Below are 5,626 nucleotides of genomic sequence, written 5' to 3'. Positions count from 1 at the left end.
CGGTGGCTGAGCCCGCCGAAGCCCGAAATGCCGAAAATGGGGATTAATATCGTTTGTAAAAAACCTAACAGGTTTTTGAAACCTGTTAGGTTTAAAACCATAACTCCCAACTCCTAACTAACCCGCAACTTTTTAGCCATTAGCCGTTAGCCTTTAGCCGTTGGCAAAACATAGCCAACAGCCAAGAGCCAACAGCCAAGAGCCAACAGCCAAGAGCCCGTCGCTGCCGCACGATTGTATCGTGTGGCAAGTCCTTATATCAAAACAATGTCCAATAACCTCCACTCACTCGATTTTGCAAATCCCCCGCTCGCTTTGCAAAAGCGAGCGAGCGTCTATAATAATAAAAATTTGTTGGCGTGCTTTTGTAAAGCGTGCCTGCAAAAGTAATTGCTAATTGTTAATTGCCAAGAGCCCCGCACCAGCCAAGAGCCAATAGCCAAAGGCTAAAAAAGTTGCATGCCACGCAATTTTTTTTAAAACGTATTGAACTTTTTGGATGATATTGTAAAAAACCCCCCCGCTGCCGCACGATTGTATCGTGTGGCAAGTCCTTATATCAAAACAATGTCCAATAACCTCCCCCCCGCTACCGCACGATTGCATCTGTGGTAATTGTTTCTGAAAGCATTAACTTGTTAAATCCCCCGCTCGCTTTGCAAAAGCGAGCGAGCGTCTATAATAATAAAAATTTGTTGGCGCGCTTTTGTAAAGCGTGCCTGCAAAAGTAATTGCTAATTGTTAATTGCCAATTGCCCCGCACCAGCCAAAAGCCAAATGCCAAAGGCTAAAAAAGTTGCATGCCACGCAATTTTTTTAAAAACGTATTGAACTTTTTGGATGATATTGTAAAAAACCTAACAGGTTTTTGAAACCTGTTAGGTTTAAAACCACAATTTGGGAAATAAATATATTTGTCGATAGTTTAGAGTATTGAGTTTCGAGTTTCGACATTTTCGGTCATTGAGTGTGGTCACTGAGCTTGTGGTTACCGAGCGTAGCCGAGGTACCGAAGCCCGAAATGCCGAAAATGGGGATTAATATCGTTTGTAAAAAACCTAACAGGTTTTTGAAACCTGTTAGGTTTAAAACCACAATTTGGGAAATAAATATATTTGTCGATAGTTTAGAGTATTGAGTTTCGAGTTTCGACATTTTCGGTCATTGAGTGCCGATATTGAGCAAAGCGAAATATCGGTGTATCGAAATGCCGAAAATGGGGATTAATATCGTTTGTAAAAAACCTAACAGGTTTTTGAAACCTGTTAGGTTTAAAACCACAATGAGCGAAGTGCTGTACCCCGCACCCTGCAACCCGAAACCCGCAAGAGCCAAGAGCCAAAAGCCAAGAGCCAACAGCCAACAGCCAATAGCCAAAAGCCAAAAGCTAAACATAACTTTCACCTACACTTAACAATAAGGTAATATTTCTTATATATTTTTGCACATAGTTAAGTTTTTTGTAAAATTTTAATATATTTGCATATAACTTAAAACCATAGTTTTCTGAAATAAACTCATAATTAAATTAATAAATTTATATTATCATGAAAAAATTTACATTATTATTAACTTTCTTTTTGTTTGTTGCACTTGGGTTGAGTGCACAAACTTATACTGAAAAATTTAATGCATCAAATGCCACAGCTTCTTATGGTGATGGTTCATTTACTGGCGTTAATAATGTTCAATGGTCTTATGTTCATTCAAGAGATGAAGGGAGTTACGCTATTGAAGATAAGGGTATCATGTTAAGGCGCTCTGATGAACCATCATCATTATCTGCCACGTTCATTAACGGTATAGGTGAATTTTCTTTTAAATATAGAAAAGCATTTACTGCTGCGAAAACCAGAACATACAAAGTTGATGTAATCCATAACGGAACAACAACAACGTACGATATTCCAGAGTTCGGTAGTGGTAATGGAGCTCAAACAACCATCTACACTTTCCCTGATCCAGCACCATTAAGTTTAAATTTAGCTGGAGAAGTAACGATTAAAATATATGCTACCGGTACAACAGGAAACCAACAAGCTACATTTGATACATTTACATGGACAGAATATGCCGGCACCGACCCAACCATAACCGTTACTTCTCCTATAGCTGGCGACAGCTGGGAGCACGGCTCTAATCATAATATTACTTGGACGTATGCAAATATTGACCCAACTGCTACAGTTAAAATTGATTTGTACAAGGATAATGTATATTCGCAGACTTTAGCAACAGGCGTAACTATTAATGATAAATCTTGGGCTTGGAATAATATCTCTTCAAGTATTGTAGCAGGCAACGATTATACAATTAAAATAGAAGAAGCTACATCTCCCGCAACAGGAACTAGTGGAGTATTTAGTATAGTTGCTCCACCATCACCATCAATAACCGTTACCTCTCCTGTAGGTGGCGAAAATTGGGAACAAGGCACTACACACGCCATTACTTGGAATTATGCAAATCTTACTTCAACTACCGTTGATATTAAATTGTATAAAGGTGGTGCATTTTCTAAAAATTTAATAACAGGACAATCTGTATCTACAAAAACTTGGGATTGGGATATTCCTACCGATCAAACATTAGGCACCGACTATACAATTATAATAGCCGCAACCGAATGTGCATCAGATCCAAGCGGACAATTTAGTATTGTCGCTCCTGTCCCAACCATAACCGTTACTTCTCCTGAAGCTGGCAACAGCTGGGAGCACGGCTCTAATCATGATATTACTTGGACGTATGCAAATATTTACCCAACTGCTACAGTTAAAATTGATTTGTACAAGAATAATGTATATTCGCAAACTTTAGCACCAAGCGTAACTATTAATGATAAATCTTGGGCTTGGAATAATATCTCTTCAAGTATTACAGAAGGCAACGATTATACAATTAAAATAGAAGAAGCTACATCTCCCGCAACAGGAACCAGTGGAGTATTTAGTATAGTTGCTCCACCACCTCCTTCAATCACTTTTATCAACCCCGAAGGTATAATATATTGGGAACAAGGTTCTACTCATTATATTAGTTGGACATATTCAAACATTCCCGATGCTACCAATGTTTCTGTTGATTTATATAAGGGTGGTAGTCTTGAGTATAACATAGCAACCGTACCTGTATCCGATAAAACATGCCGCTGGATTATTCCTGCCGATCAGGTAATAGACAGCGACTATCAAATAGTATTAACTCCCGAATCTTATTCAACATTTTCTAGTGAAATGTTTAGCATTGTTGCTTCCACAGGTGTACCAAAAATATTTATTTCAGAATATATCAGGGGTACCAGCAATAATAAAGCCATTGAAATATATAATGGCACTAATGATGTTATTGATTTAGCTTTGTTGCAGGTAAAAAATTATGCTAATGGTAAAACAACACCAACAGGTGGTACAGTAAGCAATCTTACTGGAAATTTAGGAGCAGGTAAAGTTTGTGTTATATATAATAACGGTGCTGCTGCGGATATGGGTATTAAGGAATATGGCGATTTTGCAAGTGGCGTTATGAGTTTTACCGGCAACGATGCCTTAGAAGTTGTTTACAATGACGTAACCTGTGATATATTTGGAAAAATAGGAGAAGACCCAGGTACGGGTTGGGATGTTGCAGGTGTAGCTAATGCTACTGCAAACAAAACTTTATTACGCAAACTTGATGTAACACAGGGTTATACTGATACAAAAGTTACATCTTTTGGTACAACTGCTGCAAATAGCGAATGGGTAGTTAGCCCTCAAAATCACACAGCCAACTTAGGTGGTTTTGGTGCAGTTTTAACCGAAGGTGCTGATTATACCTTAGCTGCCAGCTATGATATTGACCCAACAAGTTTTGCAAAATACAACCTTATTCTTAATCACAACGCTGTGAATATAGACAAAAACTATGACAAATTTGACAATATAGTAATAAAAAGTGCCGGAAATACAACATTTACAATTCAACCAAATATTAACTTAAAAATTAACGGTACCGTATTTAGCAAAACACCTAATACCGACCCGGCAAGTGACCCTGCCGTTGCCAAATTTAATATCAAAAGCGCAGAAGTCGAAACAGATGTTATTAAAACCGGTACACTTTTACACAACTTTGCAGCAAGTGGAAATATTGAACGTTATGTTACCGGTAATGAAACCCTTACGGCAAACTGCTACCACGGTGTAAGTGTTCCGCTTGTACAAGGTGCAAATCCACAAAGCGGTATATTTACAGGTTCGTACTTGTATAGGTTTGACGAATCACTCAACCAGTGGGAAGGTATGGGTGCATCTACTACTACTGGGCTATTCGTAAACCAAGGATATTTAACATACTTCCCCGGTGCTAATACAACCTACAATTATACCGGTACTTTCAATCACGGCAACTTTGAAATACCATACAATTATTCAAATAATATAAATAGTCAAGGATTTAACTTTGTACCAAATCCATATCCATCGCATATAAACTTTTCGGTAATCCAAAGTTCTGCAACTTATCCATATCCTGACGATTTAATCAAAGGTTTTTGGGTATGGGATAATGGTACATATAGAGCCTATAATGAGGCTATCGGAGATGGTACAACTCCTAGTGGCTCAAATATATCAATAGGTCAAGCATTTTTCATAAAATGCAAGACACCTCGTGCTACTGCAGGAACACTAACACTTACCAACGATTGTAGAATAAGCGGCGATGTAGCATTTTACAGCCCGGGTACACAACAAAACATCATGCGTATTACTGCCAACGGTAACCAGTTGCAAGACGAAATACTATTTTCTTTCAATAGCCAATGGAATGCAGGTACCGACGAAGGCGATATGCTTAAGATGATTGGCTCGGGAGAAGCTCCACAACTTAGCAGCATCAACGCCGACAACCAATATCTAACAATTAATGCCTTACCGCTAGAGCAACACGAAACTGTTATACCGCTTTGCTTCACACTTGGTGTATCAACAGAAGTAGAATTTGTTGCCGACATAAGCAGCTTACAAAGCGATATTACTCCTTACTTGATTGACAAGAAAGTAAACAGAACCATAAACTTACGTCAAAACCCTGTTTACACTTTCAATCATGAAAATACCGACGGCGACAACCGTTTCGAGCTAAAACTTGTAAACGCTATATATTCCGACACACCTTTCGACTTAGCTGACGAAAACGTAATCTACGTAAACAACAATAAGCAAATTGTTGTAAGCGTACCGAGCATGCAAAACACCAAAACTATGGTCAATGTATACGACATGCAAGGCAAATTAGTCAGCAGCAACACAGTATTCCTAACCGACACCTTTATAACAAACGCCCCATTTGTTCCGGGCATTTACGTAGTAAGTGTGGTTAATTCAACACAAGCTGTTAATAAGAAGATAGTTGTTACAAGATAGTGAATGGTGAATGGTGGTTGGTGATGAGTGATAAAAAAAGTTGCGGGAAACCTCGCAACTTTTTTTTATACATTTTCGGTCATTGTGGTGGCTGAGTATTCTAAGTTAAAAACAAATTATTTTTAAGTTTTTTTTAAAAATTTATCTTTGGTGTTTCAAACAGCCAGTCTATAGTACGGTTCATCTCGTTTTACTACGGCAAAAACACGATATACCAA

General features: G+C 38.3%; 2 protein-coding genes. Both read left to right on the top strand.

Annotated features, from left to right (window positions below):
* The first annotated feature begins 1,216 nt into the window (after positions 1–1,216).
* On the top strand, positions 1,217–1,414 hold the full coding sequence (locus PHP31_09785) for a hypothetical protein (protein MDD3739566.1): 198 nt from the start codon (positions 1,217–1,219) through the stop codon (positions 1,412–1,414).
* Between the two features lie 133 nt (positions 1,415–1,547).
* Positions 1,548–5,408: a lamin tail domain-containing protein gene (locus tag PHP31_09780; protein MDD3739565.1), complete on the top strand. Its 3,861-nt coding sequence runs from the start codon at positions 1,548–1,550 to the stop codon at positions 5,406–5,408.
* Positions 5,409–5,626 lie beyond the last annotated feature (218 nt).

It is taken from the genome of Lentimicrobiaceae bacterium (assembly GCA_028697555.1).
Taxonomy (GTDB): domain Bacteria; phylum Bacteroidota; class Bacteroidia; order Bacteroidales; family UBA4417; genus UBA4417.
Note: the sequence above shows the minus strand (reverse complement) of the source record. Positions and strands in the feature narration are given on the sequence as shown.

What these genes read in the sequence shown, in the direction of transcription:
- PHP31_09780 (MDD3739565.1), top strand. Translation starts at nt 1,548, where the DNA reads ATGAAAAAATTTACATTATTATTAACTTTCTTTTTGTTTGTTGCACTT.
- PHP31_09785 (MDD3739566.1), top strand. Translation starts at nt 1,217, where the DNA reads ATGGGGATTAATATCGTTTGTAAAAAACCTAACAGGTTTTTGAAACCT.